The sequence below is a fragment of the Gulosibacter molinativorax genome (assembly GCF_003010915.2).
GTDB classification, from domain to species: domain Bacteria; phylum Actinomycetota; class Actinomycetes; order Actinomycetales; family Microbacteriaceae; genus Gulosibacter; species Gulosibacter molinativorax.
On the sequence record NZ_CP028426.1, the window covers coordinates 1,701,024 to 1,727,591 of the forward strand.

The window sequence follows — 26,568 nt, forward strand, 5'->3', positions numbered from 1 at the left end:
CCTTCAGAGCCTGGATTTTCTCAATACTTCATTACGCACAACCGCGGCGCCGCAATTGCGACGCCGCGAGTGGTGGAGCTACAGCATGCAGCTGACGCAACCCTCGATCTCGGTTCCCTCGAGCGCGAGCTGACGAAGACGAATGTAGTACAGCGTCTTGATGCCCTTACGCCACGCGTAGATCTGCGCCTTGTTAATGTCACGCGTCGTCGCGGTGTCCTTGAAGAACAGCGTGAGCGACAGGCCCTGGTCGACGTGCTGCGTCGCCTCGGCGTACGTGTCGATGATCTTCTCGTAGCCGATCTCGTACGCATCCTCGAAGTACTCGAGGTTGTCGTTGTTCATGAACGGCGCCGGGTAGTAGACGCGGCCGATCTTGCCTTCCTTGCGAATCTCAACCTTCGACGCGATCGGGTGAATCGACGACGTCGAGTTATTGATGTACGAGATCGAACCGGTCGGCGGCACAGCCTGCAGGTTGCGGTTGTACATGCCGTACTGCTGCACGTCGGCCTTCAGCGCCCGCCAGTCGTCCTGGGTCGGGATGTGGTGCTCGGCAAAGAGTTCGCGCACGCGTTCCGTCTTCGGTGCCCATTCCTGCTCGGTGTACTTGTCGAAGAATTCGCCGGATGCGTACTTCGAGTTCTCGAAGCCACCGAAGCGCTGGCCACGCTCGCGGGCGATGCTCATGGATGCGCGAATCGCGTGGTAGACGACGGTGTAGAAGTAGATGTTCGTGAAGTCGAGGCCCTCTTCGGAACCGTAGAAGACCCGCTCGCGGCCGAGGTAGCCGTGCAGGTTCATCTGCCCGAGGCCGATCGCGTGAGATGCGCTGTTGCCCTGGCGGATCGACGGCACCGAGTCGATGCTCGACATGTCGCTCACGGCAGTGAGGCCGCGGATCGCGGTCTCGATCGCCTTGCCGAGGTCGTCCGAATCCATCGCAAGCGCGATGTTCATCGAGCCGAGGTTGCACGAGATGTCGTCGCCGATCTCGTCGTACGAGAGGTCGGCGTTGTAGGTCGACGGGCTGTTGACCTGCAGGATCTCCGAGCACAGGTTCGACATGTTAATGCGGCCCTCGATCGGGTTCGCACGGTTCACGGTGTCCTCGTACATGATGTACGGGTAGCCCGACTCAAACTGGATCTCGGCGAGGGTCTGGAAGAACTCGCGCGCGTCGATCTTCGTCTTGCGGATGCGCGCGTCGTCAACCATCTCGTGGTACTTCTCCGAGACGGAGATGTCGCCGAACGGCTTGCCGTAGACACGCTCGACGTCGTACGGCGAGAAGAGGTACATCGGCTGCTTGTTCTTCGCGAGTTCGAAGGTGATGTCCGGAATGACCACGCCGAGCGAGAGCGTCTTGATGCGGATCTTCTCGTCCGCGTTCTCACGCTTCGTGTCGAGGAAGCGCATGATGTCGGGGTGGTGCGCGTTGAGGTACACGGCGCCAGCACCCTGGCGGGCACCGAGCTGGTTCGCGTAGCTGAAGGAGTCCTCGAGGAGCTTCATGATCGGGATGATGCCCGAGGACTGGTTCTCGATGTGCTTGATCGGGGCGCCGGATTCGCGCACGTTCGAAAGGCTGAAGGCCACGCCGCCGCCGCGCTTCGACAGCTGCAGGGCAGAGTTGATCGAGCGGCCGATCGACTCCATGTTGTCTTCGATGCGCAGCAGGAAGCACGAGACGTACTCGCCGCGCTGCTTCTTGCCGACGTTGAGGAAGGTCGGCGTCGCGGGCTGGAAGCGACCGGAGACCATCTCGTCGACGAGCGCGGTGGCGAGCTGCTCATCCCCCTGCGCGAGGCCGAGCGCGACCATGAGCACGCGATCCTCGAAGCGCTCGAGGTAGCGCTTGCCGTCGAAGGTCTTGAGCGCATAGGACGTGTAGAACTTGAACGCGCCGAGGAAGGTCGGGAAGCGGAACTTCGCCTTGTAGGCGCGGTCGCGCAGCTGGCCGATGAAGTCGTACGAGTACTGCTCGATGACCTCGCGCTCGTAGTACTCGTTGTCGATGAGGTACGTGAGGCGCTCTTCGAGGTCGTGGAAGAAGACGGTGTTCTGGTTCACGTGCTGGAGGAAGTACTCGCGAGCAGCCTCGCGGTCCTTCTCGAACTGGATGCGGCCCTCAGCGTCGTAGAGGTTGAGCATCGCGTTGAGCGCGTGGTAATCGAGGCCCAAACTCTGGCCCTTCTTGTGCTCCACAATCACGCTGCCCTGGGCTGCGCTGCCTTCGGCAGTCACGCCGCTTTGTGCGTCGGTTGCTGTTGCCAAAACTGGTCCAATCCCTTGTCTACTTTGGTCACGTCGTCGGGCGTGCCGAAAAGTTCAAATTTGTATAGAACGGGGACGTTGCACTTTTTCGCAACGATGTCCCCCGCGAGTCCGTATGCGACACCGAAGTTGGTATTCCCGCTCACGATGACACCGCGAATCAACGCGCGATTCTCAGGCACGTTCAGAAACTTGATGACCTGTTTGGGAACGGCCCCTTGCCCATTCCCCCCGCCGTAGGTGGGGAGGACCAGGACAAAGGGCTCGTCCGCGAGCACGGTGTCGTCGTTCGTGTGGAGCGGGAGCCGCTTGGCCTCACGGCCAAGCTTCTCCATAAAGCGGTGAGTGTTCCCGGACACGCTCGAGAAATAAATGAGCTGCGTCACATCCCCCACCCCGCCTAGACAGCTAGGCGCTGCGCGCCTGCGAGAGTTCGGTGATCTTGTCTGGGCGGAAGCCCGACCAGTGGTCGTCGTCGGTCACGACGACGGGAGCCTGCATGTAGCCAAGCTCCTTGACGGCGGCGAGCGCCTTCTCGTCGGCCGAAACGTCGAAGACCTCGTACTCGATGCCCTGCTTGTCGAGTGCGCGGTAGGTGGCGGTGCACTGTACACAAGAGGGCTTGCTGTAGACGGCGATAGACATGCGATTCGCACCCTTCCGAACGAAAAATTGATGATGACTCAAGCAACTTCTTGTGGTGCCCGATTCGGGCGAGAGCCACTAGATGTTGTGTCTGATGAGGCTAGCAGGACTAGATGGAGTATTACAACCGTGTAGTTCTCCACATGTGAGTCCACAGAAATGCGGCGTTTCACAACTGTTTTCCACTACATTTCACAAATACTCCACAGGTTGTCCCCCGTCTCCTGTGGATGAGGCCCTCGCGGGCCACTCCGGAAAACGAAAGCCCTACACGGAACTCACGGACGTACGGAACTGAGAAAGAATTTCACCCCCATGACAGAAAACCTCGCGGAGCCGATCAACCCAACCGGCATCACTCTTACTGACCTCGCCCACAAGCTCGGGGTCCAGTACGAGGGCCCCGAAGTGCGCGTCACGAGCGTAACGAGTGCCTCCGACATCGCGACCGACGGCGCCCTGTTCGTCGCGCTCCCCGGCGCGAAGACCCACGGCGCCGAGTACGCCGACCGCGCCGCAAAGGCCGGCGCCACGGCGGCCCTGACCGACGAAACCGGTGCCGAGCGGACTCGTGCGGCCGGGCTCGCGACGCTCGTGCATCCTGCGCCCCGTGAGATCATGGGCGAGGCATCGCGGGCCGTCTATCACACGGATGCGGCCGCGACGAAGCTCATCGGCGTGACCGGCACGAACGGCAAGACCACCACGACCTACCTCCTGCAAGCGCTCTTCAACGCCCTCGAGCTGCGCAGCGGCCTGTCGGGCACCGTCGAGCGTCGCGTGGGCGACGAGGGTGTCGAGACCCGGGAGAGCGGCCGCCTCACGACCCCCGAGGCCGACTACCTCCACGGCCTCGTCGCTCGCATGGGCGAGGAGGAGGTCGAAGTTGCCGCCATTGAGGTCTCGGCTCAAGCAATCACCCACCACCGTATCGACGGGCTCCTGTTCGACGTGGCGATCTTCACGAACCTCTCGCAGGATCACCTTGACGATTACGGAACACTCGACAATTACTTCAACGCGAAGCTCCCCCTCTTTACTCCCGAACACGCCGCCCGCGGCATCACGCTGATCGACGACGAGTGGGGCCAGAAGCTCGCACGCGAGGCGACCATCCCCATGACCACGGTGTCGGGAAACGCCGAGGCGGATGCGGACTGGCACCTCAAAACCGAGGAGCTCGACCTCGAGCACACCGCGTTCGACCTCGTACACCGCGACGGCCGCACGTTCCACGCGACGGTGAACCAGCCGGGCTGGTTCGTGGCCCTCGACGCCGCGCTCTCGGTCATCGCCCTCACCGAACTCGGCCACGACCTCGAGCGCATCGAGAAGGCGCTCGGCCAGAGCGGCGAGATCGATGCGAACCTGCCGGGCCGCCTCGACCTCGTCAACCCCGACGGCAACGGCCCGCGCGTCTACGTCGACTACGGCCACACCCCCGAGTCCTTCCGCGTCGTGCTGAGCACCCTGCGCGGCTTCACCGAGGGCCGACTGTTCATGATCTTCGGTGCCGACGGCGATCGGGATGCGACCAAGCGCCCCGACATGGCGCGCTCGGCGGCGCTTGCGGATGTCGTGGTCGTCACCGACTACAACCCGCGGTTCGAAGACCCGGATGCGATCCGCGCGACGCTCATGCAGACCCTGCGCGAGGAGTTCCCCGACGTCGAGTCCTACGAGATCGCCGACTCTGCCGAGGGCATCGACAAGGCGGTCTCGCTCGCGACCTCGCAGGACATCATCTTTGTCGGTGGCCACGGCCACCGTAAGGACGTCGAGGTGGCGGGAAAGCTCATCCCCTACTCGGTGAAGGATGCGGTGCGCCAAGCGCTGAAACGCCACGGTTTCCGGTGCTAATTCCGGCGGTAGAGTAGCCACACAATCATTAGTCCTGCCTCGACAACCGCGTCGGGGCAGGACTCATCTTAAGGGTGGTGAAGTGTGAGTCAGGTCTTCGCGGTGATCCGCAAGCCCAACGTTGCTCGCCTGCTGTTCTCGCAGCTGCTCGCGCGATTCCCGGCGGGGATGCTCGCAGTCGGCCTGCTCGTGCACGTGCAGCAGACGCAGGGAAATTACACGTCCGCCGGCGCCGTCATCGCGGCCTACGGCATCGGCCAGGGCATCTCCGGCCCGCTCGGCGGTCGCCTCATGAGCCGGTTCGGGATGCGCGGGGTCCTCATCCCGACGATGCTCGTATGTTCGCTCGCCCTCATCGGCATCGCGCTGCTGCGGATGCCGCTCGCACCCACCGCGGCGCTCGCCTTCGTGGCGGGCCTGACCGTGCCCGCGATTCCGCCCGCGGTGCGCACGATCTACCCCAAGGTCGCCAAGGGCCGCGACCTCCAGGCACTATTCACGTTCGACGCGACGGTCCAGGAAATTATCTGGATCCTCGGGCCGCTGTCGATCGTCGCGATCTCTGCGTTCTGGGACACGACGGCGGGCATCCTGATCGCCGCGATCGTGCTCTTCATCGGCAGCCTCTGGTTCGTGACCGCGCCCGAGGTGGGGTCGACGCGCATCCCGCCCGCGAGGCGCGCGATGGGCACCGTGCTGCGCAACCCCGTCCTGCTCATCATGGCGATCGTGTCGCTGCTCGTGATCGGCTCGTGGGGCGCGCTTGATGCGGCGATCGTCGCGCAGTACGGCCACGACAGCCCGTACACCGCGTTCTTGCTCGGCTTCTCGGCGCTCGGGTCGCTACTCGGCGGCGTCTTCACGAGCCACCTGCCGATGCGCAAGCGTTCCCTTTCCATGCGCAGCATCGCGGCCGTGATCGGCGCGGGCTCGGCACTGCTGTGGGTCGATAACCCGTGGCTGCTCGGCGTCTCGGTGTTCATCGCGGGTGCCTCGTGCGCGCCGATCATCGCCGTCGCGAACGCCGCAGTCAGCGCATCCGTGCGTCAGAGCGAGAGCGCCGAGGCGTTCGGCTGGCTCGGCACCGCACAACTCGTCGGCTCCTCGATCGCGAGCGCCCTCGCCGGTATCGCGATCGACCGCCTCGGCGCGACCGCGGGCATGAGCGTCGGGGCAACCTTCGTCGTGCTCGCCACGGTCGTCGCAATCGTCACGATTCGCTGGCAACCTGACCTCCGGGGCGCATCCCTCGAGCCCCGACCCGATACCGTGACAATCCCCGTCGTGCGTATGGGCATGTCGACCGACGCGCAGACGAGTACCGACACGGAGCCGCGCGGCGACGCGGATTGCAAAACAAATTCGGAAGAGTAGGGTGAAGCGTCGTGAACGATCAAATCCCTTCGATTGAGCTCCGCGACGGACGCGCCATCCCACAATTGGGCCTCGGACTGTACAAGGTCCCGAACGATGAGACATCGGACCTCGTGCAGCAAGCGATCGAGATTGGCTACCGTCACTTCGATACCGCGTCCCTCTACGGGAACGAGGTTGGTCTTGGCGAGGGGCTGCGCGCATCCGGACTCCCCCGCGAGGATGCGTACGTCACCACCAAGGTCTGGCAGGACTGCCACGGCTACGACGAGACGCTGCGCGCGTTCGACGACTCGCTCGAGCGGCTCGGCCTGGAGGAAGTCGACCTCTATCTGATCCACTGGCCCGCGCCCGCGCAGGATCGCTACGTCGAGACGTGGGAGGCACTGCAGCGGCTCCACGACGAGGGCCGCGCGCACTCGATCGGCGTCGCGAACTTCAAGGAGCACCACCTCACGCGCCTCATCGAAGAATCGGGCGAGACGCCCGCATGCAACCAGGTCGAGCTCCACCCCTCGTTCGCCCAGCCCGAGCTGCGCCGCTTCCACGCCCAGCATCACATCGCGACCGTCGCGTGGTCGCCCCTCGCGCGCGGCGCCGACCTCGACAACACGGTGCTCACCGACATCGCCGCGGCGCACGAGTGCACACCCGCGCAGGTCGTCCTCGCGTGGCACATGAAGCTCGGCAACGTCGCGATCCCGAAGACCGTCCACCCCGGCCGCCTGCGCGAAAACCTCGCCGCTGCGAACATCCAGCTCACGGCCGAGGAGTGCGCGAGCATCCTCACCCTCGACACCGGCGCGCGCCGGGGCAAGGATCCGGACCTCTTCGACTAGTCCCGTTCATCCGGCGGGATGAGATTCCCGCGCCCTCGCGTGGATGCACGGTTTAGCCCGGGCTGCGACAGTGGTAGCCATGAGCACCACGATTTCGAAGCGTCTCCTCGGCAGCGTCGTCGCTGGCCTCACCGCCCTCGCGCTCCTGGCCGGCTGTGCTGGCGGCAGCGCGCAGGTTGATTCGGATGCCCCATCTGGCGCCGTCACCGAGGAGTACTCGGGCCAGGCGCCGCAGGACGGCGCAGCCGGGGACTCGAGCCAGGCCGAGCCCGCGCCGCAGGCTCCGGGCGACGAGTCGCAGGTCGCCGAGCGCGATGTCATCACGACCACCTCGGCCGATATTCGGGTCGAGGATGTGCCGGGCAGCGTCGGAAAGCTCGAGCAACTCGTCACGAAGCACGACGGTCGCATCGAGGCCCGCACCGAGCGCGTCAATGACGCCGTGCCCGAGGCGTATCTCACGGTGCGCATCCCCGCAGACCAGAACGACGCGTTCCTCACCGAGCTGAAGGAGCTCGGCGAGGTGATGCAGATCGAGACGCAGGCGCTCGACGTCACACTCGAGCGCGTGGACCTCGAGTCGCGCATCAGCAGCCTCAAGTCCTCCATCGCATCCCTCGAGGCCATGCTCGAAAAGGCCACGAACGTCGAGGACATGCTCGACATCGAACAGGAACTCGGCGACCGCCAGGCCGAGCTGCAGAGCCTCGAGGCCCAGCTCGAGGTGCTCTCGGAAGACGTCGCGATGTCGACCGTGTACGTGAACCTCTCGAGCAGCGCCTCGCCGCAGCCGATCGATGAGCCGTCCGGCTTCTGGGGCGGCCTCGTCAAAGGCTGGAACGACTTCGTCGCCTCGCTCAACGAGTTCGTAACCGACTTCGGCTACGCGATCCCGGGCCTCGTGCTCCTGCTTGTCATCCTGGGGCTGCTGTGGCTCTTCGTGGGGCGCCCGATCGTGCGCCGCGCCCGTAAGCGCGCTGCGGTACGCGGCGAGCAGTTGGATGCGCGGCCAGAGTGGCCGGGTCCCGGTGCGGCTGGTGCTGGTGCGGCGGCTCAGGCGACGCCCGATCGTCAGCAGCGGCCCGAGCCGGAGCACGCTGAAGCTGCGACCGCGGGCGAACCCTCGGACGCTCCGGATGCATCCGACGCATCCGATGCATCCACAAACCGCGACTCGGGCATGCCGCCGCTGCCCAAGGTCGACTAGCTCCGGCGCGGATTGAGCCTGTGCCCAAAGGCGGCGTATATGCTCGCGACAGCGAAACCGCATCAACCCCAGAGGAAATGCAGCAATGGCAGACGCAACCGAACGCAATGAAGACCTGAACGGCGACGACTCGCTCGAGTCCGCCGCGTCATCGGCGGATGCACCCGAGGCCGAGTCTGTCCCCGACGCAGACTCGATTCCGCAGGCCGACTCGACGCCCGAGGTGGTCGGCGAGGAACAGGTAGTAGAGACCGAGGAGGAACGCATCGCGCGCGAAACCGAGGAGGAGCTGCTCTGGATCTTTCAGTCGACCGTCTTCGACAACGCCGGCCAGAAGATCGGCCGCGTCGGCCAGGTCTACCTCGACGACCAGACGCAGAATCCGAACTGGGTCACCGTCAAGACGGGCCTGTTCGGGATGAAGGAGTACTTCATTCCGCTCGACGGTTCGGAACGCGCCGACAAGCGCATCACCGTGCCGTTCGCAAAGGCAACCGTGCTCGCCGCGCCCCGCACTGAGGTCGATCAGAACCTCTCTCCTTCGGAAGAGGACGCGCTCTACAACCACTACCAGGTTGAGGGCAAGATGACCGAGGCCGCATCGGAGGACGAGATCACGAACCTCGTCGAAGGCGATGGCACCGACACGACTTCGGCAGACACCGCCGACGGCGGTATGGCAGCGGTCGGTACCGATTTCAGCGCAGAGACTGACACCGAGACCGGAACCGACACCGCGGCAAGCACTCAAGAAAACACCGAGCAGTCCGCATCCGCGGCGCCGTGGGAGATCTCCGGCGACGACGAGACTGCCACCACCGAAACCGTCGCACCGTGGCACCGTGGTGACGAGGAGCCCAGCGAGGCTAAGTCGGAGTTCGACGCGCTGATCAGCGACGAGCAGCCCGCGAATACCTCGACCCATGTTCCGAACGAAGTGTTTGCCCGTCCCGAAGACACCGACACCGCGACCGAAGAAACGACCGACCCCGACCAGCGTCAGTAGCCTTGCGCATCCGATCAGCTGGCTATCAGTGTGATCGGAATACTGCCGCGCCCGATGCTGTTGTACCCCGTATCGAGCGCGACTCGAGGAATCGTCCAACTAATCAAGAGGAGTCAGCAGTGGCAACCGTTAACCTCAACCAAGACAACTTCGTCGAAACCGTTACCGGCGAGGGCATCCACTTTGTCGACTTCTGGGCTGACTGGTGTGGCCCTTGCAAGCAGTTCGGGCCTGTCTACGAAGAGGCGAGCAACGAGCACACCGACGTGAACTTCACGAAGGTAGACACCGAGGCGAACCAGCAGCTCTCGGCAAGCCTGGGCATCCAGTCGATCCCGACCCTCATGGCGTTCCGTGACGGCGTCCTCCTCTTCCAGCAGGCGGGCGCACTGCCCGCACGCGCACTCGAGGACGTCATCAAGGCAGTCAAGGAAGTCGACATGGACGACGTCCGCAAGAAGATCGCCGAGCAGGAACAGCAGGCGAACCAGGATGGCGCACAGGTCTAACGGCAAGACGAAGCACTAACCAGAACGCACCCGCTGAGATTCTCAGCGGGTGCGTTCTGCTTTTCCGAGTCGGGGCTAGCCCTTTTCGAGCACGACCTTCGACTTCCCGCCCGTACGTGCGCGCAGCGCGTACAGGATGGCGGCGAGGTCCACGAGCTCCTGCAGGAGCGCGCCGATCACGGGGATGATGTAGCCGAAGGCGGCCACAAGCATCAGGCCGACCGACAGGATCATACCGAGCCAGATCGCCGAGAGCGCGACGCGGTAGGTGTGGCCACCAATCTCGACCGCGCGGGCGACGAGGCCGATGTCGTCGCGGCGAATCACCGCATCCGCCGACTCGCTTGCGGCGGTCGCGCCCTTCGCGCCCATCGCGATGCCGACCTCGGCGATCGCGAGCACGGGTGCGTCGTTCACGCCGTCGCCGACCATCGTCACCGGGCGCTTCTCGAGCTCGCGCACGATATCGACCTTGTCCTGCGGGCGCAGGTTCGCGTGCACCTCGGTGATGTTCGCCTGCTCGGCGAGCGCGTGAGCCGTCTGCTCGTTGTCGCCCGTCAGCATCAGCACATCCTCAACGCCAAGCTCCCGGAGCCGATCGACCGTCGGGCGCGCGTTCTCGCGCAGCGCATCCGCGAGGATGAGCATCCCGGCGCCGCGGCCGTCGATCGAGACCGCGACGGAGGTCTGCCCTGCTTCGAGGTCGACCGGTTGGACGCTCGGGTCGATTTCCTGGATGAACGCGAGCTTCCCGACACGAACCACGTGGCCGTCGACGGTCGCCTCGACGCCCTGCGTGGCGTACTCGGATGCATCCGTCGTCGGCAGCTGCTCGAGGCCCTGCTCGCGGGCGGCGGTGATGACACCCTCCGCGAGGACGTGCGAGGAGTAGTTCTCGGCGGAGGCCGCGTACTGCAGCAGCTGGCGCGATTCAGCGGAGTCGAGCGCGCTACCCTCCCGCTGTCCGGCGGTCACGGTGGACCGGATCGCGACGAGCTCGGGGTGGCCGTGCGAGAGGGTGCCGGTCTTATCGAAGGTGACGGAGCGCGTCTTCGCGAGCGCCTCGAGCGTCGCGCCACCCTTCACGATGATGCCGTCTCGGGCGGCGGCGCTCATGCCGCCGATAAACGCCACGGGCGCCGCGATCAGCAGCGGACACGGGGTCGCGAGCACGAGCACCGCGGCGAACCGCACCGGGTCGCCCGAGAACCACCAGGCGAGCCCGGCGATGATGAGCGAAACGATCGTGAACGGCACCGCGTAGCGGTCGGCGAGGCGCACGGTCGGCGCCTTCTGCTCCTGCGCGTCGCTCACGAGCGCCATGATCTGCTGGTACTGCGAGTTCGCGGCGCTTGCCGTGGCCCGCATCCTTACCGCGCGGGTCGCGTTGACCGTGCCCGAGTAGATTTCGTCGCCGGTTTCGCGCAGCACGGGCAGGCTCTCGCCGGTCATCGTGGACTCATCGAACTCCGCCTCGCCGCTCTCGAGCGTGCCGTCGACTGGCACGATCTCAGCGGGGCGAAGCAGCAGCAGGTCTCCTGGCCGCACCTCGCTTGCCGGTACGTCGACCGGCGGCGCATCCGGGTTGTCCGGATCGAGTCGGTGCGCGGTCTGCGGGGCCCGCTTGAGCAGCGCATTCAGGTCGCTCTGCGCTCGCATCGCGGCGTAGTCCTCGAGGGCCTCACCACCGGTGAGCATGAGCACCACGATTAGCGCGGCGAGGTACTCCCCCGTCGCAACGGCTGCCGCCATCGCAACTACAGCAAGGATGTCAAGACCGAAGTGGCCCCGCATCATGTCCCGGATCATGTCGATCGTGGTGTACACGATGATGCCGATGACGTAGAGCGAACCGAGCCACTGGGCGGTGACGTGGTACCCCTCGGGCCCACCCGACCAAGTCACAATGTCGAGCGCAAGAACCACCAGGAGCATCACTAATGTGACTACCACCAGGGGGTATTTCTTTAAGACTTCGACAATTCTTCTCATGCCCCTATTTTCGCACTTTGATCAGCGCTTTTCTAGGATGCGCAGCCTCACCTAACTTCTGCGCGCGCTCGGTCAGAAGCGCTCGTTGAGCAGTGTCGCGAGGTGCTTGCCCTGGGTGTCTCCGAGCTGATCGGCCTGCGTGCGGCACGAGTAGCCATCCGCGAGGAAGATCGCATCATCGCTCGCCTCGCGCAGCGCGGGCAGCAGCGAGTTCTCGGCCACGGCGACCGAGGTCTCGTAGTGCCCCGCCTCGAGGCCGAAGTTCCCCGCGAGACCACAGCAGCCCGAGAGCTGGTTGATCCTCGCGCCGAGCGAGTTCAGCAGCTTCCGGTCGGGCGCGAAACCCATCACCGCGTGCTGGTGGCAGTGCGGCTGCACGATGAGCTCGACGCCGTCGAGGCTCGGCAGCGAAACGTCCGGATCCGGCTTTACAGGCGCCATGCCGTTCAGCACCTCGGCGAGCGTGTAGGTCGAGTCCGCGATCTTCCGCGCGCGCGGGTCATCCGGGAAGAGCTCGAGCAGGTCGCTCTTAAGCACCGCGGTACAGCTCGGCTCGACCCCCACGATCGGGATGCCCGCATCCACAACCGGCCCAAACTCATCCATCAGCTTCGAAAGCCGCGCGCGGGCGCCGTCGAGTTGGCCGGTCGAGATCCACGTGAGGCCGCAGCACACCTGATTGTTCGGGGTGACGACCTCGAGGCCGACCTTCTGCAGCACCTGCACGACGTCGTGGTCGATCTCGGGGTTGAAGCCGTTCGAGAACGAGTCGGCCCACACCATGATGCGATCACGGTCGGTGCGCGGCGACTCGGGCCGGATAGCCTTACCTTCCTTCATTGCCTTGGCGCGATCCTGCTTGAACGTGCGCCCCGAGATCTTTGGGATCGTGCGACGCTTGTCGACGCCGGCGATCGGCAGGATGAACTTGCGCAGCCAGTCGACCTTGAACATCCCGTTCACGATCGGCGCGAACGCCGACATGAGCGGCTCCCAGCGCGGCAGCTGGCCGAGCACGTAGTGGTTTATCGGGCGCAGTCGGCCCTTGTACTTGCGGTAGAGCGTCTCGGACTTGTAGGCCGCGACGTCGACACCCGCGGGGCAGTCGCTCGAGCACGCCTTGCACGACAGGCACAGGTCGAGCGAGTCGGCGACCTCCTGCGATTGCCAGCCGTCCTTCACGAGCTTGCCGTTCGTCATCTCCTGCAACACGCGTGCGCGGCCGCGGGTCGAGTGCGTCTCGTCCTTCGTCGCCATGTAGCTCGGGCACATGAAGCCGCCCGCGTCGCGATTGTCGGCACGGCACTTACCCATGCCGACGCAGCGGTGCACGGCCTTCGTGAAGTCCCCCGAGTCCTCGGCGAACGCAAAGCCACCACGGATGCGCGGGGTCGGCAGCGCCTGCGGCCGACGAAGGTCCGCGTCGAGCGGGGCCGGATTCACGAGCACGTCGGGGTTCAGGATGTTCTTCGGATCGAACAGCGCCTTGAGGTCGCCAAACGCGCCGATCGCCTTCTCGGAGTACATGAGCGGCAGCAGCTCGCCGCGGGCGCGGCCGTCGCCGTGCTCGCCCGACATCGAGCCGCCGAACTCCGCCACGAGACGGCCCGCATCCAGCATGAACGCGCGCAGCGCCGAGCCGTCGCGCTCGAGCGGGATCGACAGGCGCACGTGGATGCAGCCGTCGCCGAAGTGGCCATAGGGCATGCCCTCGATGCCGTGCTTCTCGGTGAGCTTGTCGAACTCGCGCAGGTACGAGCCGAGCTTCTCGGGCGGCACCGCGGCATCCTCAAAGCCGGGCCAGGCCTGCTCGCCCGAAAGCGTGCGGCTCGCGAGGCCGACGCCGTCCTCGCGCACCCTCCACAGGCGGCGCGCCTCGGCAGCGTCGGGGATGATGGTGGAAGAAATTGCGCTGGATGCGGCGACGAGCTTGTGCGCGCGGTCGAGCGCGTCGATCTCGTCCTCGCCCGGCATCTCGATGAGCAGCCAGCCCGCGCCCTCGGGCAGGGCCGCGACGGCCTCGGCACCGTGGTGACGGCGAACGGCGTCGGCGAGGCGCGCATCCAGGCCCTCGATCGCGCCGGGGCGCTGGTCGAGGAGCGCCGGGACGTCGTCGGCCGCGGCGACCATCGACGGGTAGCCGAGCGCGATCGTCACGGGCGACGAGGGAATGTCGACAAGGTTGACCGTCGCGCCGAGCACGATGCCGAGCGTGCCCTCGGAGCCGACCATGACCTTCGCGAGCGAGTGACCGTTCTCGGGCAGCAGCGCCTCGAGCCCGTAGCCGGAGACCTGGCGGCCGAAGCGGCCGAACTCGAGCCGGATCGTCGCGAGGTTCTCGCGCACGAACTCGTCGAGGCCCGGCACGACCGAGAGGTCATCGGATGCGGTGTAGCGGCGGCCGAGGCCGTCGATGACGTCGAGGTCGACGACGTTGTCAGCGGTGCGCCCGAAGCGCAGCGAGTGCGAGCCGCACGCGTTGTTGCCGATCATGCCCCCGATCGTGCAGCGAGTCCAGGTCGAGGGGTCGGGGCCGAAGCGCAGCCCGTGCGGTTTCGCGGCCTTCTGCAGCTGGGCGACGATGACGCCCGGGTCGACCTTCGCGGTCTTCGCCTCGGGGTCGATCGAGTGGATGCGGTTGAGGTACCGCGACGTGTCGACGACGATGCCGCGGCCGATCGCGTTGCCCGCGATGGATGTGCCCGCCCCGCGCATGTGAACGGGCTTGCCGGTGACGCGCGCGACGTCGGCGATCGCGATGAGATCCTCCGTGGACTTCGGGAACGCGACCACCTCGGGGGTGATGCGGTAATTACCCGCGTCGGAGGAGTATTCGGCGCGGCGCAGCGAGGAGGTTGCGACCTCGCCGTCGATGCGCTCGCGAATCATGGATGCGACCTCGCGCGTTTCAGGCGTGATCGGGGCATCGGGCCTTACGGCTTCGCTAATCGTCACGGCACGATGTCCTTCCTCGGGGGCTTGTCGCTAAGTTTCAATGGTAACTACCGCGGGCCGTTGTCGAGGCGAAGCATCGCTCGCGCGCCCGTAAGCGATACGAGCTCTAACCAGGCTGCTGCGTGTTCTGGCAGTTCCGCGCGTGCGGTTGTTGCCAGGTTCCCCCGCGCGTTGCGCCATGCTCCGGCGATTCGGGATGCTGTCTGTTGCGTCGGCTCCCCCGCCCACACGTGCCAGCCCGCCAGCGCGCCGAGGCCAGAGCCTGCGGCCGCGCGCGCCGCGGTGTCTTGCGGCTGACCGCGCGCCGGGCCGAGTTCCTCGACGAGCCACGACGCGTTCGGGATGGATTGGAGGGTGAACATGCCATCCGCCCAGTTGAAGTCGGAGGTGAGTTGATGCGCAGACGCTTGCCGCTGCGTGAGGCCGGCTGATGCTTTGGGCTGGTTCGACGCGTTGTCCGATGCGGGTTGTTCGACCTGACCGCGATCCGCGAGCACCGCCGGCACCGTCGCGTCCGCGAGCCGATAGGTCGCCCCGAGCCCGTCGAGTCGCGCCCGCGACACGAGGATCGAGCGGGCGCTCGCATCCGCGCTCACCCAGCGGCGACCGAGCCGCTGCGCGACCACCGCGGTCGTGCCCGAGCCACCGAACGGGTCGACGACGAGATCACCCGGGGCGGTCATCCATCTGAGGAGCAGCTCGAGCAGCCCCTCCGGTTTCTGCGTCGCGTAGCCGGTGCGCTCCGCCGAGAGGTTCAGGACGGGACGGACGCTCACCTCGTGCACGCCCGCGTCGTCGCTCGCCGCGTTGCCCGGGTGATCGTCGCTGACCTCGTGATCGTGGTTGACCTCGCGAACGTCGCTGACCTTCTCGCCGCCTCGATCGTCGACCAGCGTGATCACGCCCTCGAGCACGTCGCGAAGGATCGTGTCGACGTAAAAGCGACCCCGCGCATCCACCTTGCTGCCCATAAAGGACTTCGCGAGGTACTGGCGCTCGTAGAGCGGCGCGACGCGGAAGCGATCGCTGCGGCGATACACGAGCAGATCGTCGTGCTTACGCGGCACGGCGCTCGTGCGCGACGCTCCCCCGGTCCGGTAGCTCCACACGAGCGAGTTCACGAAGTGCTCGCGGCCGAACACCTCGTCGAGGGCGACACGCACGTAGTGGGACGAGTGCCAGTCGAGATGCACGCAGATCGCGCCGTCCTCGGTGAGCAGCTCCCGCGCGAGCACGAGCCGGGGCACGAGCATCCGCAGGTAGTCGGCGGTGCCGCCCGCCCAGCGATCGGTGTAGGTGTGCATCTCGAGCGCGAGGTCGGCACCGCTATCGTCGCGCGTGTGGATGCGGCTGCGATAGTCGGCCTTGGAGTCGAACGGCGGGTCGAGGTAAACGAGCTTCGCTCGCTCGCCGGATGCGTAGAGTCGCGCAAGTGCGTCGAGGTTATCGCCGTGAACGAGCGCGTTGGGAGCGACTTCGTTGGCCACACTACTAGCCGTGCCGGCCGAACTCCGGGCCTTGACCACCGCATCCTGAGCCGCCTGGCGCCCCTGCGCGATGAGCGCGGGAAGCTCGGTGAGCAGCGAAGGCGAGGAGTGCATCCGCCCAGTGTATTTCCTCGTATTTCCTTCCCGAAATCTTCAGGAAAATACCAGCGTGCTAACCTAAGTCACTGTCGTTCACTTTCGACACCGCCGAGGCATCCCGTCCGTTGCCCGTGAGTTCCGCGCAAAGCGTGAACCCGAACGGAAGATCTCGCTCCCTCTGGTCATTTCCATGACCCGCTCGATTCGCGTTCCCTCGGCTCTCACGAAGGTGAACGACGTCGAGACCTGTATTCGTGAATGGAGTGAACTGAATGACGCTAAGCCCTGGCCGCAGAAACCTCGGAGACCGAGCCCCGCTTTCGAGCGATGAGATGCGCCAGGGAACGGCAGTATTGGCCCCTCCAAGCGAGACCCGACCTCGCGTCAACTGGCGGGTGTTCATCATCTCGGCCGTCGTGATCATCGCGTTCTCGATGTGGGCGATCTTCGCGCCAGCGAACGCCGAGTCGACGCTGCAGCAGGTTGTCGGGTGGATCGGCGAGAACCTCGGCTGGTGGTACGTGCTCACGATCACCGTCGTCATCGGCTTTGTGATCTGGGTCGCCGTCTCCAAGGAGGGCAAGGTTCGCCTCGGTCCCGACCACTCGCGGCCGCAGTACAAGTTGTTCACGTGGGTCGCGATGCTGTTCGCCGCGGGCGTCGGCATCGACATGCTGTTCTATTCGGTCACCGGGCCGATCCAGCACTACATGACGCCGCCGAACGCGACGCCCGAATCCGCGGCGGCCGCCGAGGAAGCCGTTGTCTGGACGATGTTCCACTACGGCGTCGGCGGTTGGTCGGTGTACTCGCTGCTCGGCATGGCCATGGGCTACTTCGCGTATCGCTGGGGCATGCCGCTGTCGATCCGCGCGGCGATCTATCCCCTGTTCGGCAAGCGTGTGAAGGGCGCGGTCGGCGACACGATCGACATCTTCGCGCTGATCGGCACCGTGTTCGGCGTCGCGACCTCGATGGGGATCGGCGTCGTGCTGCTCAACATCGGCTTCGCGTGGCTCTTCGGCCTCGAGGAGGGCCTCGCGCTGCAGATCGCGCTGATCATCGTGGCCGTCGTCCTCACCATCGCGGCGTGTACGTCGGGAGTCGACAAAGGAATCCGCTGGATCTCCGAACTCAATCTCTGGAGCGCGGGCGCGATGATCGTGTACATCCTCGTGACCGGCCAGACCGGCTACCTGCTCAACGCGCTCGTCGCGAACATCGGCAAGTTCATCGCGACCTTCCCCGGCCGCACCCTCGAGACCATGGTCTATCAGGATGGTGGCTCCGCGTGGATGTCCGGGCAGACCCTATTCTTCTGGGCATTCTGGCTCGCGTGGGGTCCCTTCGTCGGCTTGTTCCTCGCCCGCATCTCGCGCGGCCGGACGCTGCGCGAATTCGTCATCGCGGCGATCACGGCGCCCGTGCTCTGTGACTTCCTCATCGTCTCGATCTTCGGCAACAGCGCACTCTTCGAGGTGCGCGAGAACGGAAACATGGAGTTCGCCCAGCTCGCGATGGAAAGCCCCGAGCACGGCTGGTACGCGCTGCTTGAGATGTTCCCCGGTGCCGCATTCCTCATCGGCCTCGGCACCCTCTCCGGATTGCTCTTCTACCTCACAAGCGCGAACTCGGGCGCGATGGTGATGTCCAACTTCTCGTCCTCGATCGCCGATCCGAGCCAGGACGGTCCCAAGTGGCTGCGCATCTTCTGGGCGATTCTCACGGCTGTGCTCACGATCGCGATGCTCGTCGCGGGTGGCGTCACGACCATGGAGTACGCGACCCTGATCTTCGGCCTACCCGTCACGATCGTGGCGTACCTCGTCATGGCCTCGTTCTCGAAGGTGCTGCGCATGGAGCGCGCGGAACGCGAAGGCCGCGCGCTGCGGCGCCGCACGGTGTCCGCGAGCGGCGGCAGCGTGCCCGAAAAGACGTGGCGCCAGCGGCTCGCGAACATGCGGTCGTACCCGTCGAAAAATGCCGTGGCGCAGTTTGTCACGCGAGTCGCGCATCCTGCACTCGAAGAGGTGAGCCGCGAGTTCGCGAAGCAGGGCTATGCGAGCGAGCTGACGGCAACGCCTGGTGGGGAGACTGGAGTGACCGGCTACACGCTCGTCATCGACATGGCTGCGCAGCAGAATTTCCACTACGAGGTGGAGGCGGTTGAGGCGCCGGTGCCGATGTTCGGCGGCCGCATGTCGCGCGAGACGGACGTGTACTACCGCCTGGAAGTGTTCACGCGGACCGGTTCGGAAGGATACGACCTCATGGGTCTGTCGAAGCAGCAGGTGATCAACGACGTCATCGACCGGTTCGAGTCACACCTCAGCTTCCTGCAACACTCGAACGACGTGGATGCGGCGTCTGTGCTTACCCCGCCGGTCACGACGGGGCAGCACGCTGCGGTGGCCGCTTCGACTGCGGATGCGGATGCCCCGACGATCGAGCGCGAGCCGGGGCAGGCCGCGGACTAGGGTGCGCCGCGGCCGACGCGATGCGCCGCGGCCGTTTAGGCGAGCATTGCAAGTATCGCCTGACCGGGTCGGAGTACGGGCAAGGGTGAGCCCTACCGCCAGGGGTTGGATGTGCGGCGGATGCGCGCGGCGCTATTTCGCGGCTGGTGCGTGCTCCACGATGTAATCGCGCAGCTCATCGGCCGAGTTCGTCATCTCGACGGTGTGCTGCGGCAGCGCGAGCAGCGCCTGCAGCTCCGGCGACGGCGCGGGCGTCTCGTCGCCGAGCGCCTCCTCGATCGTCTCGCCAAACTTCTCGGGCTTCGCGGTCTCAAGCACAAGGATGCGACCCTCAACCTCGTTGAGTCGGCGCGCGACGGTGAGGCCATCAGCCGTGTGTGGGTCGACGATCACGCCGGTCGCCTCGAACTCGCTGCGGATGGTCTCGATGCGGTCCTCGTGCGTGCTCGAGTCGGTGATGATGCCGAACTCCTCGATGAAGCGCGGCAGGAACGCGGTGAGGTTCAACGTGCCCTCCGAGTCAAGCTGGGTCCACGACTCGACGAACGCATCCACGTCTTCGCCGAAGAGCTCGCGCACGAAGCGTTCGAGGTTCGACGCCTTCGAGATGTCCATCGACGGGCTGCTCGTGACGAGCGTGTTCTCGCGGGTGCGCGGCGTGTAGATGCCGGTGCGGAAGAACTCGTCGAGCACGTTGTTCTCGTTGGTCGCAAGGATGAGTCGGTGGATGGGCAGGCCCATCTGGCGTGCGAGGTGGCCGGCGAAGATGTTGCCGAAGTTACCCGAGGGCACCGCGATCGAGATGAGGCTCGTCTCGCGCTCCGCCGTCGTGACGGTGGCCTCGCGCTGCTCGGGGGTCAACGCATCCGTTGCCCGCAGCCACGCCCAGAAGTAGTAGACGATCTGCGCGCAAATGCGGCCGAAGTTGATTGAGTTGACCGCGCCGATCGCGTGCTTGGCCTTGAACTCCGCGTCGTTGTTGATGACCTTGACGAGGTTCTGGCAGTCATCGAAGTTGCCGTCGATCGCGATGTTGTGGATGTTCTCGTCGTCGAGGCTGTACATCTGCGCGCGTTGCACGGCGCTCATGCGACCCTGCGGCGAGAGCATGAACACGCTGATGTTCGGCTTGCCGCGGAACGCGTGCTCGGCAGCGGACCCGGTGTCGCCCGAAGTCGCACCGAGAATATTGAGGGTGCGGTCGCGCTTCTGCAGCACGTACGGCATGACCTCGCCGAGGAACTGCATCGCAAGATCCTTGAACGCCATCGTCGGACCTTCGGAGAGGCCGACGAGCGTGATGCGGGCGTCGAGCTTCGTGAGTGGCACCGTCTCGGGTGCGGCGAAGCGCTCGGCCGAGTATGCGGCGCGGATGATCTTCTCGAGATCCTCGCGCGGGATGTCCGTCGCGTAGAGGCTCACGATCTCGATCGCGAGGTCGGGGTAGCTCAGCTCTCGCCAGGACTCGCGCTGCTCCGCTGAAATCGTCGGGATCTCGGCCGGCACGACGAGGCCGCCATCCGATGCGAGTCCGTCCAGAAGAACATCCGAGAAACTTGCCGGTGCCATCTGGCCACGGGTCGAGACGTATTTCATGTGTTGCCTAGTCCAATCGACGAGAGTACTGCCCTAGCCATGCTACGGGAGTCGGCGGCCGGGTTTCCGCGCGTGGCGCGTCGGCCGCGGCCGCGTCGCTCGGCCGCGCATCCGGCCATTGCCGATAACACTCGCCGTTGCCCGCCGCGCATCCACCCCTGCCGATAACGCCAACCCTTGCCCCGCGTGCATCCACCCCCTGCCGATGACGCTCCCCCATGCCCCGCGCGCATCTGACCCCTGTCGATAACGCTCACCCCTGCCCGTACTTCGACCCGGGCAAGCGCTACCGGCAATGCTCGCCGCTCGAGTCCAACTCGGAACCCGCCGTTTGCACCGTGCCGCGCATCCACCCCCTGCCGATAACGCCCACCCCTGCCGCACTTCAACCCGGGCAAGCGCTACCGGCAATGCTCGCCGCTCGAGTCCAACTCGGAACCCGCCGTTTGCACCGTGCCGCGCATCCACCCCCTGCCGATAACGCCCACCCCTGCCGCACTTCAACCCGGGCAAGCGCTACCCGCAATGCTGGCCTGTCTAAGGCGGCTCGAAACTCGGCGGTCGTATGCTGTTGCGCATGTCGAACGAGCACGAAGACGCTGTCGCCGCCGCCAAAGCCGCCCTCGCCAAAGCTGAAGCAGATCTCGCCGCCGCACAGGCAGCCGAGTCCGCGAAAACTGCGGAAGGTACCGAGCCTGCCACGGAGGCGGCCGACGCTCCTGCGGCCGAAGCCAAAGGATCGGCCGACGCAGCGAACGCACCCGAGTCCGCTGACGCATCCGGAGCCGACGAAGCCGTAGCCAAGCCCGAAGCGCCGGCCGAAGCCAAACCCGAAGAAGCGAAACCAGCCGAGGACGCCCCAGCGGGCCCGCTCAACGCAGAGCAGGTCGAAACCATCCGCGCGGGCTACGCCTTTGAGCAGCAAGCGCTCGAACTCGGCGCGCTCGTCAACGGCGACGTGCTCTCGGAAGTGCCGGTGCGCATCCCGATCTCGATGACGAACCGACACGGCCTCGTCGCCGGTGCAACGGGTACCGGTAAGACGAAGACGCTGCAGGTCATGCTCGAGCAGCTCTCGGCCGCGGGCGTGCCCGTGTTCGCCGCCGACATCAAGGGCGACCTCTCCGGCGTCGCGACCCCTGGCGCATCCAACGAGAAGCTGCTCGAACGCACCCAAAAGATCGGCCAGGACTGGCAGCCGCAGTCGGCGCCAACCGAGTTCTACAGCCTCGGCGGCCGCGGCCAGGGTGTGCCGATCCGCGCGACCGTCACGAGCTTCGGCCCGCTGATGCTCTCGAAGGTGCTCGGCCTCAACGCGACGCAAGAATCCGTGCTCGGCCTCGTCTTCCACTACGCCGACCAGGCCGGACTCCCCCTCGTCAACCTCGAGGACCTCCGCTCGGTCCTCCTTTTCCTCACCTCGGACGAGGGCAAGCCCGAGCTCGAGAGCATCGGCGGGGTCTCGAAGCAGTCGGCCGGCGTCATCCTGCGCGAGCTCACCACGTTCGCCGCCGAGGGCGCGGACGTGTTCTTCGGCGAGCCCGAGATCGACACGAACGAGTTCCTCCGCCTGGCACCCGACGGCCGCGGCATCGTCTCGATGCTCGAGCTCCCCGGCGTCGCCCAGCAGCCCGCGCTGTTCTCGACCTTCCTCATGTGGCTGCTCGCCGATCTCTTCGCGTCGCTCCCCGAGGTCGGCGACCTCGACAAGCCGAAGCTCGTGTTCTTCTTCGACGAGGCGCACCTGCTGTTCAACGGCGCCTCGAAGGAGTTTGTCTCGCAGATCGTGCAGACGGTCCGCCTGATCCGCTCGAAGGGCGTCGGTATTTTCTTCGTCACCCAGACGCCGAAGGATGTGCCCAACGACGTGCTCGCGCAGCTCGGCTCGCGCGTCCAGCACCAGCTGCGCGCCCACACCCGGACGACGCGAAGTCGCTGCGCGCCACCGTGCGCACCTACCCCGAGTCGGGCTACGACCTCGAGGAGACGCTGACCCAGCTCGCGACCGGTGAGGCCATCGTCACGGTAATGAATGAGAAGGGCGCGCCGACGCCGGTGGCCTGGGTTCGGATGCGCGCCCCACAGGGTTCGATGGACCCGACTCCCGCGGCCGACATCGAGAAGTCCGTCAAGGCATCCCCGCTGCTCGCCAAGTACGGCACGGCGGTCGACCCGGAATCGGCCCACGAGATCCTCGCGAAGCGGATGAACGCATCCGCCGAAGCCGCGAAGAAGGAAGCCGAGCAGGCCGAGGCCGAGAAGCGCGCGAAGAAGCCCAGCACCACCACGCGCCGCAAGGAGAAGTCGGTCGTCGACGAGGTGCTCGGCTCGGGCGCCGCCAAGACCGTCGTGCGCGAGGTCACGCGCGGGCTCTTCGGGATGCTGTTCAAGAAGTAGCCGCGCCTCGAAGCGCGCTACTTCTTGCCGGACACATCCTGAGCCCGCGAAATCTCCGCGAGGCGGGCGAGGTCGTTCGACACCGCGGTGCCTGAGGAGCCGTTGATCGACCGCCCGGCAGGTGCCCGCCAGGTGGTGCCTGACGGCTCGGCGACTGCGCCCTCAGCGACCCCGTCCGACGCAGGTTCGGCAACCCCGTCGAGCATCGTTTCCTCCTTGAGGATGCGCATCGATTCGCCGAGGCTCTTGGCAAGCTTCGGCAGTCGGCTCGCGCCGAACACCAAGAGGATGACCGCGAGAACGATCAGGGCGTGCCATCCGGTGAAACCTTGAAGCATGGTGGATTCCTTTCGCTGAGTGCTGTTGTCGGTTATCCGGAGAACCCGCCACCGGGTGCGTTCCCCGCGGTGGGCGTGGTGGATGCGTCGATGCGGACTGCGAGCGCGACCGCATACCCCCTGCTGGTATCGCCGCTCGTCGTGGCGAGCTGGAGCGCTCCCCCGTCGTCGCCGAATACGTTGTCGCTCGTGAGCGTCACCTGCGACATGTTCTCTGCAGAGCCGCTGTATTCCGAAAGGGCGTAGACCGCGTTGCAGTCGGCCTCCGGCAGCGCGACTTGCGAGGTGGCGATCGCGTTGGCCGAGTCGACGATGTCGTCGACCGTCGGGTACACCTCGAAGTGGATGTGCGGCCATCGGCCCGAGTAGCAGGCCGGGAATATCGAGGTGAAGGTGACCTGCCCGTTCGCGTCAGAGACCTGCACGCCACGAAGGTAGGTCTCGTTCTCGATGCCATTCGAGTACATCGAATAGCCGCCCTGGGCATCGCAGTGCCACACGTACACGGCGACGCTTTCAAACGGCGCATCCCCGTTCTGCATGTCCAGGATCGTGAGCGTGAGCGTCATAGGGACGCCTGTGGCGGTCGTGCCCCCGTCAAGCGACGAGCGAATGTCGGATCGGATTATGCCCGACTCTTCAAGCGCATCCGGGCCGTTCGAGCCATCGCCGGGGTACGGCCCCGCGGTCTCGTCGGGGATCTCTGCCCCGGGTACTGCTACTTCCGACGCCGTTGCCTTCGTCGTCGCCGGTGCAGTCTGTGTGCTCGAGCCGGTCGATGCCGTGCCGGTAGCGGTGCAGGCGGCCAGGACCGCGCCGGCGATGCTGATGCCAGCAACGCCGAGCACCTGTCGCCGGGACACGAGCGTGCGGATATCGAATCCCGCGCCTTGGTCGACGACTTCTTCGTCCGTGCGGACAAGCGGGCGGCCCTCCCAAGTGGGGCCCTCCGGGCTCTGGTCGGGTTCTGGGATGCGGCTTTCGGTCATGTCGTTCTCCTCTTCTCGATCTATTGAGCGCGTTTCGAAAGAAGAGCCTCTGAGACACGTCATTGCTCGCACTTTGCGTGAGCTATGCGGCTGCTATGTGCCGGCGCTCGTTGTGCAGCAGCGCGAGGTTCCTAAAACCGCGACTCCCCCACGAACGCAAAGAGGATCCCGAGCAAGTAGGCGATCGCGGTGGCGCCCAACGCGATGTATTGCAGCACGGCCCGCGGCGTCCCCGCAGCCGCCAGGGATGCGAGCGCGCTCACCGCGGCCACGACGATCACCACGATGATCGCGATGAATACGAACCTCGCGGCCGGTCGCATCCTGAGCTTTGCCATGCCCTAATGGTCGCGCCGCCCCGATAAAGCGGCCTGAGCATCCGCCGCCGATTACCCAGGCACGACCTGGCCGCGTGTGGTTGTCTCGAGCAATGAAACACACGCCGCACTTCCTGCTGACCGACCCCGACGAGGTCAAGCGCCTCATCCGCGAGAATCCGTGGGCCACGTTCGTCTCCAACACGTCGAAGGGCCTCGTCGCCTCGCACTACCCTGTCATGGTCGACGAGGATGCGGATGAGCTCACGATCGTCTCGCACTTCGGGCGGCCGGATGAGCGAAACCATGAGGTCGGCGAACACGAGATGCTGGTGATCATTCAGGGCCCGCACGACTACGTGTCGGCGAGTTGGTACGACCCGGGTCAGCTCGCGGCGACGTGGAATCACGTCACCGCGCACCTCTACGGAGTGCCCGAGGTACTCTCCGAAGCCGAGACCTACGAGGCGCTGTCGGCCCTCACCGACTACCTCGAGCATCCTTACCCCGAAGGGCGCAGCCTCGACGAGGACGAGGCCTGGAGCGGCGACCTCGCGAAAGGCGCGGTCGGGGTCAGGATGCGCGTGACCCGCTTCGATGCGCGGGCGAAGGTCAGCCAGAACAAGCCGCAGCACGTTTACGAGCGCGTCGTCACTGAGTTCGACAAGTCGAACCCGCGCCTCGCCGCCGAGATGCGGCACTTCAACGAGTAGCGGGCGCGGCTATTCGGCGGGATGCGCGTCGTCATACGCCCGCTGGGCCTCGACGACCTGGGGCAGTTCGTCCTCGAGCATGCCGATGAGCGCGAGCATGGGGGCCGCGATCTTCTTGCCGAGGTCGGTGAGCGCGTAGTCGACGTTCGGCGGGATGCTGCTGTGCACGGTGCGCACGACCATCCCGTCGCGCTCGAGCTGCCCGAGCGTCTGCGAGAGCATCCGGTCGCTAATGCCGTCGATGCGGCGGCGGATCTCGCCGAACCGCATTGGCGCATCGTCGAGTTGAAGCGCCGCGACGGTCAGTGCGCCCCAGCGACCGGTGAGGTGCTGCAGCGCCGCCCGCGAATCACACGCGCTCGAAAAGACATCTGCCTTAGGCAGGTCGGTGGTGTTCTCGTGCGTGTTCATGTCACCAGTGTACTCTCTGAAAGTGCTTCCGAAAAGGTTGTGCTTATTTTTCGTAAGTGCTTTACTGTGTTCACACACACCTTCCGAATCGAAATGGGGAACCATGCGTATTGCAGTCACTGGAGCAGCCGGACACTTCGGCGGCCACGTCGTCGACCACCTCCTGTCCCGCGGCGTTGCCGCCAACGACATCGTCGCGATCGTCCGTAACGAGGCCAAGGCCGCAGACCTCGCCGCCAAGGGCGTCACTGTCGGCGTTGCCGCATACGAAGACGAAGCCGCGCTCACCGCCGCACTGCAGGGTGTCGAGCGACTCGTGCTCGTCTCGGGTAGCGAGGTGGGGCAGCGCCTCACCCAGCACACCAACATCATCAACGCCGCGAAGGCCGCCGGCGTGAAGTTCATCGCATACACGAGCCTCCTGAACGCCCCAACCTCCGAGCTCGGTCTCGCGCCCGAACACGTCGCCACCGAGCAGCTCCTTGCCGAAAGCGGCATCGAGTACGCACTGCTGCGCAACGGTTGGTACTGGGAGAACTACGCCTCGGCGATCGACACCGGCAAGGCCATGGGCAAGTTCTTCGGCGCCGCGGGCGACGCGAAGGTGTCGGGTGCCGCGCGCCGCGACTACGCCGAGGCCGCAGCGGTGGTCGTCACGGGCGAGGACCAGGCCGGCAAGGTCTACGAGCTCGCCGGTGCACCGGCGCTGTCGTACCAGGGCATCGCGGATGAGGTGGCCAAGGTAATCGGCACGCCCGTCACCTATGTCAACCAGACGGTCGAGGAGTACACCGCAGCGCTCGAGGCTGCCGGTCTCCCGGCGGAGGTTGCTGCGATGTTCGCGGGCATGGACCCGATCATCGAGCAGGGCGCGCTCTACTCGGAGAGCACCGACCTGCAGGACCTCCTCGGTCGCCCGTCGACCTCGGCGTCGGAGACCTTCTCCGCGTAAGGGTTTGTGACACTAGTGGGGTTCGTCGAATTTCAACGAACCCCACTTTTGCGTGTCAGGTCATTGAGTAGCCGCGAAGCGGCGTATCGAAATGCGGTCCGTTCGATACGTGGCTTCGCCACTACTCA

At 65.7% G+C, this 26,568-nt stretch carries 20 protein-coding genes and 1 pseudogene; 10 read left to right on the forward strand and 11 right to left on the reverse strand.

Going from position 1 to position 26,568, the window contains the following annotated elements:
* Window positions 1-78: 78 nt before the first annotated feature.
* From nrdE to nrdH, 3 genes are all read right to left on the reverse strand, one after another.
* Complete coding sequence (gene nrdE / locus GMOLON4_RS08075) at window positions 79-2,154, reverse strand: class 1b ribonucleoside-diphosphate reductase subunit alpha (protein ID WP_245575493.1); 2,076 nt, start codon at window positions 2,152-2,154, stop codon at window positions 79-81.
* 89 nt (window positions 2,155-2,243) lie between these two features.
* Window positions 2,244-2,663, reverse strand: coding sequence for a class Ib ribonucleoside-diphosphate reductase assembly flavoprotein NrdI (gene nrdI, locus GMOLON4_RS08080; RefSeq protein ID WP_026937330.1), 420 nt, complete (start codon window positions 2,661-2,663; stop codon window positions 2,244-2,246).
* Between the two features lie 22 nt (window positions 2,664-2,685).
* Entirely contained in the window at window positions 2,686-2,922 is a 237-nt protein-coding gene (nrdH, locus tag GMOLON4_RS08085; RefSeq protein WP_026937329.1) for a glutaredoxin-like protein NrdH, read from the reverse strand.
* Between the two features lie 315 nt (window positions 2,923-3,237).
* Here nrdH and GMOLON4_RS08090 point away from each other — a divergent pair, with 315 nt between their 5' ends.
* The 6 genes from GMOLON4_RS08090 (at window position 3,238) to trxA (ending at window position 9,717) form a co-directional block, all read left to right on the forward strand.
* Entirely contained in the window at window positions 3,238-4,782 is a 1,545-nt protein-coding gene (locus GMOLON4_RS08090) for a Mur ligase family protein (RefSeq protein ID WP_035733133.1), read from the forward strand.
* A gap of 84 nt (window positions 4,783-4,866) precedes the next feature.
* Complete coding sequence (locus tag GMOLON4_RS08095) at window positions 4,867-6,156, forward strand: MFS transporter (RefSeq protein WP_051267042.1); 1,290 nt, start codon at window positions 4,867-4,869, stop codon at window positions 6,154-6,156.
* Between the two features lie 11 nt (window positions 6,157-6,167).
* Window positions 6,168-6,995 (forward strand): aldo/keto reductase, encoded by an 828-nt coding sequence (locus tag GMOLON4_RS08100; protein WP_026937327.1) that lies wholly within the window; start codon window positions 6,168-6,170, stop codon window positions 6,993-6,995.
* 79 nt (window positions 6,996-7,074) lie between these two features.
* The gene (locus GMOLON4_RS08105) at window positions 7,075-8,202 is read left to right on the forward strand and encodes a DUF4349 domain-containing protein (protein ID WP_026937326.1); all 1,128 of its coding nucleotides are present in this window, start codon (window positions 7,075-7,077) and stop codon (window positions 8,200-8,202) included.
* A gap of 85 nt (window positions 8,203-8,287) precedes the next feature.
* A complete protein-coding gene (locus GMOLON4_RS08110; RefSeq protein ID WP_051267040.1) occupies window positions 8,288-9,208 on the forward strand; it encodes a PRC-barrel domain-containing protein in 921 nt (306 codons plus the stop codon).
* 119 nt (window positions 9,209-9,327) lie between these two features.
* Window positions 9,328-9,717: a thioredoxin gene (gene trxA, locus GMOLON4_RS08115; RefSeq protein ID WP_026937325.1), complete on the forward strand. Its 390-nt coding sequence runs from the start codon at window positions 9,328-9,330 to the stop codon at window positions 9,715-9,717.
* Window positions 9,718-9,792: 75 nt separating this feature from the next.
* Here trxA and GMOLON4_RS08120 read toward each other — a convergent pair whose 3' ends face one another.
* The 3 genes from GMOLON4_RS08120 to GMOLON4_RS08130 all read right to left on the reverse strand — a co-directional run bounded on the left by GMOLON4_RS08120 (window position 9,793) and on the right by GMOLON4_RS08130 (window position 16,265).
* Window positions 9,793-11,670, reverse strand: coding sequence for a heavy metal translocating P-type ATPase (locus GMOLON4_RS08120; RefSeq protein ID WP_245575485.1), 1,878 nt, complete (start codon window positions 11,668-11,670; stop codon window positions 9,793-9,795).
* A 111-nt stretch (window positions 11,671-11,781) separates the two neighbouring features.
* Window positions 11,782-14,664, reverse strand: a complete 2,883-nt coding sequence (locus tag GMOLON4_RS08125) for an FAD-binding and (Fe-S)-binding domain-containing protein (RefSeq protein ID WP_026937323.1) — start codon at window positions 14,662-14,664, stop codon at window positions 11,782-11,784.
* A gap of 47 nt (window positions 14,665-14,711) precedes the next feature.
* On the reverse strand, window positions 14,712-16,265 hold the full coding sequence (locus tag GMOLON4_RS08130; protein ID WP_026937322.1) for a DNA methyltransferase: 1,554 nt from the start codon (window positions 16,263-16,265) through the stop codon (window positions 14,712-14,714).
* A 257-nt stretch (window positions 16,266-16,522) separates the two neighbouring features.
* On the opposite strand from GMOLON4_RS08130, the gene betT reads away from it, so the two are divergent.
* Window positions 16,523-18,727, forward strand: a complete 2,205-nt coding sequence (betT, locus tag GMOLON4_RS08135; RefSeq protein ID WP_051267039.1) for a choline BCCT transporter BetT — start codon at window positions 16,523-16,525, stop codon at window positions 18,725-18,727.
* Between the two features lie 132 nt (window positions 18,728-18,859).
* Here betT and thrC read toward each other — a convergent pair whose 3' ends face one another.
* Window positions 18,860-20,323: a threonine synthase gene (gene thrC / locus GMOLON4_RS08140; protein ID WP_035733131.1), complete on the reverse strand. Its 1,464-nt coding sequence runs from the start codon at window positions 20,321-20,323 to the stop codon at window positions 18,860-18,862.
* A gap of 577 nt (window positions 20,324-20,900) precedes the next feature.
* Between thrC and GMOLON4_RS08145 the strand changes: the two are divergent.
* Window positions 20,901-22,720, forward strand: a pseudogene (locus GMOLON4_RS08145) (helicase HerA-like domain-containing protein).
* A 17-nt stretch (window positions 22,721-22,737) separates the two neighbouring features.
* On the opposite strand, the gene GMOLON4_RS08150 reads toward GMOLON4_RS08145, so the two are convergent.
* From GMOLON4_RS08150 to GMOLON4_RS08160, 3 genes are all read right to left on the reverse strand, one after another.
* The gene (locus GMOLON4_RS08150) at window positions 22,738-23,058 is read right to left on the reverse strand and encodes a twin-arginine translocase TatA/TatE family subunit (RefSeq protein WP_084147570.1); all 321 of its coding nucleotides are present in this window, start codon (window positions 23,056-23,058) and stop codon (window positions 22,738-22,740) included.
* Between the two features lie 32 nt (window positions 23,059-23,090).
* On the reverse strand, window positions 23,091-24,047 hold the full coding sequence (locus GMOLON4_RS08155) for an intradiol ring-cleavage dioxygenase (RefSeq protein WP_035733128.1): 957 nt from the start codon (window positions 24,045-24,047) through the stop codon (window positions 23,091-23,093).
* 131 nt (window positions 24,048-24,178) lie between these two features.
* Window positions 24,179-24,385: a hypothetical protein gene (locus tag GMOLON4_RS08160; RefSeq protein ID WP_146137516.1), complete on the reverse strand. Its 207-nt coding sequence runs from the start codon at window positions 24,383-24,385 to the stop codon at window positions 24,179-24,181.
* A gap of 92 nt (window positions 24,386-24,477) precedes the next feature.
* Here GMOLON4_RS08160 and GMOLON4_RS08165 point away from each other — a divergent pair, with 92 nt between their 5' ends.
* Window positions 24,478-25,077, forward strand: coding sequence for an FMN-binding negative transcriptional regulator (locus GMOLON4_RS08165; RefSeq protein ID WP_026937318.1), 600 nt, complete (start codon window positions 24,478-24,480; stop codon window positions 25,075-25,077).
* Between the two features lie 9 nt (window positions 25,078-25,086).
* On the opposite strand, the gene GMOLON4_RS08170 is transcribed toward GMOLON4_RS08165, so the two are convergent.
* Complete coding sequence (locus tag GMOLON4_RS08170; RefSeq protein WP_051267038.1) at window positions 25,087-25,488, reverse strand: winged helix-turn-helix transcriptional regulator; 402 nt, start codon at window positions 25,486-25,488, stop codon at window positions 25,087-25,089.
* Window positions 25,489-25,591: 103 nt separating this feature from the next.
* On the opposite strand from GMOLON4_RS08170, the gene GMOLON4_RS08175 reads away from it, so the two are divergent.
* Window positions 25,592-26,440 carry an SDR family oxidoreductase gene (locus GMOLON4_RS08175; protein ID WP_026937316.1) on the forward strand — a complete coding sequence of 283 codons (849 nt, stop codon included), beginning with the start codon at window positions 25,592-25,594 and terminating at the stop codon, window positions 26,438-26,440.
* Window positions 26,441-26,568: the final 128 nt, after the last annotated feature.